Here is a 3,156-nt window from a genome sequence, read left to right on the forward strand (position 1 = left end):
TTTATTTTCATTTAATAAACATTATACTATTTTCGTATAGTTTTTTATTTAATTTACAAAAATATTATATTTTATATAGTACTCAGTAATAATAATTCAAGTGCTAATTATTTAAAAAAGTTCATTACTAATTTTGTGATAGATTATAACTATAATAATTTGTCACAAAATTTCATAATGAACCTAAAATTTGATTAAATTTTAATTCTTATCTAACATATCAAGAAGTTTATTAAAGGTATCTATAGTGTCCTCCAGCGGCTTAGGTGTTGTCATGTCTACGCCGCCCTTCTTTAGAATGTCTATTGGGTAATCGCTGCCTCCACTCTTCAAGAATTCCTTATATTTCTTCACTGCTGATTCGCCCTCTTTTAAAATCATGCTGCTGAAGGAATTAGCCGCAGCATATCCTGTTGCATATTGGTATACATAAAAATCACTGTAAAAATGTGGAATTCTTGACCATTCCATATCTATTTCCTTATCCACTATCATATCAGGGCCAAAATATTTTACATTTAAATCATGCCATATTTTACAAAAATCTTCTGCTGAAAGAGGTTTTCCATCTTCTATACTTTCATGTGTTATCTTTTCAAATTCAGCAAACATAACCTGTCTGAATACAGTAGTTCTAATCTGCTCCAATTGTTGATTTATGAAATATAATTTTTTATTTTCGTCCTCTTCTGTATTTATAAGATAATTTATAAGCAAGCATTCATTGGTGGTAGATGCCACTTCAGCACAGAATAAAGTGTAACTAGCATATATAAAGGGCTGAGTTTTCCTTGAATAATAGGAATGTATAGAATGACCCATTTCATGCACTAAAGTAGACACATCATTTATTTCATAATTGTAGTTGAGTAGTACATAAGGCATTGAATCATAGCATCCAAAGGAGTATGCACCACCCCTTTTGCCCTTATTTTCAAATACATCAATCCATCCATCTTTTATTCCGTTATCAAAAATATCTAAATATTCCTTCCCAAGAGGCTTCAATCCTTCCTTTGCAATTTCAACAGCTCTTTCAAATTCAATATAATCTTTAGGTGTATCTACCACGGGAACATACAAATCATACATATGAATTTCATTCAATTTTAATAACTTTTTCTTTACATCTACATATCTGTGTAGTGAAGCTTTTAAATTATTATTTACAGTTTCAATTACATTATCATATACACTTAGTGGAATGTCATTTGGCTTAAGGCTATATTCCATAGAATTTTTATAATGTCTTACCTTTGATTGAAATACAAAATTTTTAATTGATGCTGAAAGAGTCTGAGCAAAGGTATTTTTATAATTACCATAAGTATTAAATAAGGCGTTAAAAGCATTTTTTCTAACTTCTCTATTCTTAGATTTTATAAAATTACTATATTTTACTTCCGTAAGCTCAGCTTCCTTTCCATCTTCATCTATTATCTTTGGAAAACTTATATCGGCATTTGAAAGCATATTAAAAATATTTCCTGGTGCCTCTAAACAATCTGAAACGGAAGCAAGCAATTCCTCCTCTCTTTTTGAAAGAGTATATGGCTTAGCCTTCAATATATCCTTTAATGCAAATTCATAAAGTTTAAGTTCAGGCACACTTTCAACTTCTTTTTTAATATCTTCCTCAGGCAAAGATAAGATCTCAGGGACAAAAAAAGCTGCGGCACTTTTAAACTCTGAAAGATAGGCATCAATTCTACTCTTTAATGTTTGAAAAGTGGTATTTGTTGTGTCCTCATCAGATCTTTGATGGGCATAAATAAATAATTTTTCTAATATTCTAGAAGCCTCTTCGTCAAGCTTATAAAATTCTAATAACTTCTTACCATCACTAAGCTTTCCGCTAAGTGCACTTATTTTAGGTTGAAATTCCTTAAGTCTATTAAAATCAGTTTCCCAAGCTTCTATGTCCTTATATACCTTGTCAATTCTCCATTTATACTTTTCATCTATCTCATCTCTTGTTTTGGTTTTCTTTATTTCTTCCATAAAATTCTCCCCTTTTTATATTAATAACTAATTCTATTCAAATAAATAACTAGTCAATATGGTAGTCTATTCTCATATAGCTTATTTAAAAATAATTTTGAATGTTAATTGTAATTTATTGTTCATATTCTTCTCTTTTATTATTTATATTCTGAAATACCTCATAAACTTTTTCTGATATTAAATTACAAAGCTCATCTAATTTTTTTTCCATATCCTCATGTTTTGATAAAAGTTCAAACTTCACTAACCAAGTTGGATTATATTCATCATCTACATCCTCTATAATATATCCTCTTTTTGTAAAGCTTTCATAATCAAAATAATCGAATACAGCTGTATATTCCCATTCCTCTACATCTTTTTTTGTATCGAAAAATACATTTACCTTTTCACCGTCATAGTACATTTTTGTTATATATTCTGCACCCTCATTAACTTTATAGCTGCCAAGTTCTCTGGTGAAGAACTTATTATCTTTGTCTTTTTCCATTAAAACTAAAGATGAAAAATTCATTTTATCCTTCCTTTCAGCATTACTGCTTTATCTTTTACAAAAATACATTTAGATATTCTATTTACAAATATATCCAAATATACTATAATTTATTTGCATTGTATACCATTTATTTTTTATCAATTCAATATCATTAAGAAAATAAATTAATGTTAATACTTAAAGCTTTACATTTAGCCAATTATGCAACAATCTTTAATAACTATACTATAGATCAGGAGGAACTTGTTATGAGTAAAAAATCCAAAGTAAAGAAAGTATATGTAGTTACAGCCGTCTTCTTAATCATTATTGTAATTTTAATAAAAGGCAGTATCAATAATAATAACAACAGAGATATAAATTTTGTTGCAAAACAGTACTTAACCACAGGTTTTTTTAATAAATATAAGCTGTATAATGTAGATCATTCTTATATAACCTTTTCCGGCTCAAATGATGCCATTTTAAATGTAAGGGGTATGGAAGCCAAAGTTCCACACACTACAGTAAGTTACAGTTTAAAAATGTCAAAGGATACCAGCGGAATCTGGCACGTAAAAAAAATATCTCCTCTATCTGACCTTCAATATTTAAATGAAAACAATTGAAGCAAGTTCTTAATTCAGGTGGGGATTCTTTTACCCCATCTGAATTTT

3 protein-coding genes are annotated in these 3,156 nt (G+C 28.6%); 1 reads left to right on the top strand and 2 read right to left on the bottom strand.

Annotated elements, in window-relative coordinates; translation table 11 throughout:
- Window positions 1-201: 201 nt before the first annotated feature.
- Window positions 202-2,001 carry an oligoendopeptidase F gene (gene pepF, locus ABF633_RS20580; RefSeq protein ID WP_415526582.1) on the bottom strand — a complete coding sequence of 600 codons (1,800 nt, stop codon included), beginning with the start codon at window positions 1,999-2,001 and terminating at the stop codon, window positions 202-204.
- 115 nt (window positions 2,002-2,116) lie between these two features.
- Entirely contained in the window at window positions 2,117-2,518 is a 402-nt protein-coding gene (locus ABF633_RS20585; protein WP_415526584.1) for a DUF6762 family protein, read from the bottom strand.
- Between the two features lie 230 nt (window positions 2,519-2,748).
- On the opposite strand from ABF633_RS20585, the gene ABF633_RS20590 reads away from it, so the two are divergent.
- Window positions 2,749-3,108 carry a hypothetical protein gene (locus ABF633_RS20590; RefSeq protein WP_415526586.1) on the top strand — a complete coding sequence of 120 codons (360 nt, stop codon included), beginning with the start codon at window positions 2,749-2,751 and terminating at the stop codon, window positions 3,106-3,108.
- The last annotated feature ends 48 nt before the right edge of the window (window positions 3,109-3,156 follow it).

This window comes from Clostridium sp. (assembly GCF_047718555.1).
Lineage (GTDB): Bacteria > Bacillota > Clostridia > Clostridiales > Clostridiaceae > Clostridium_I.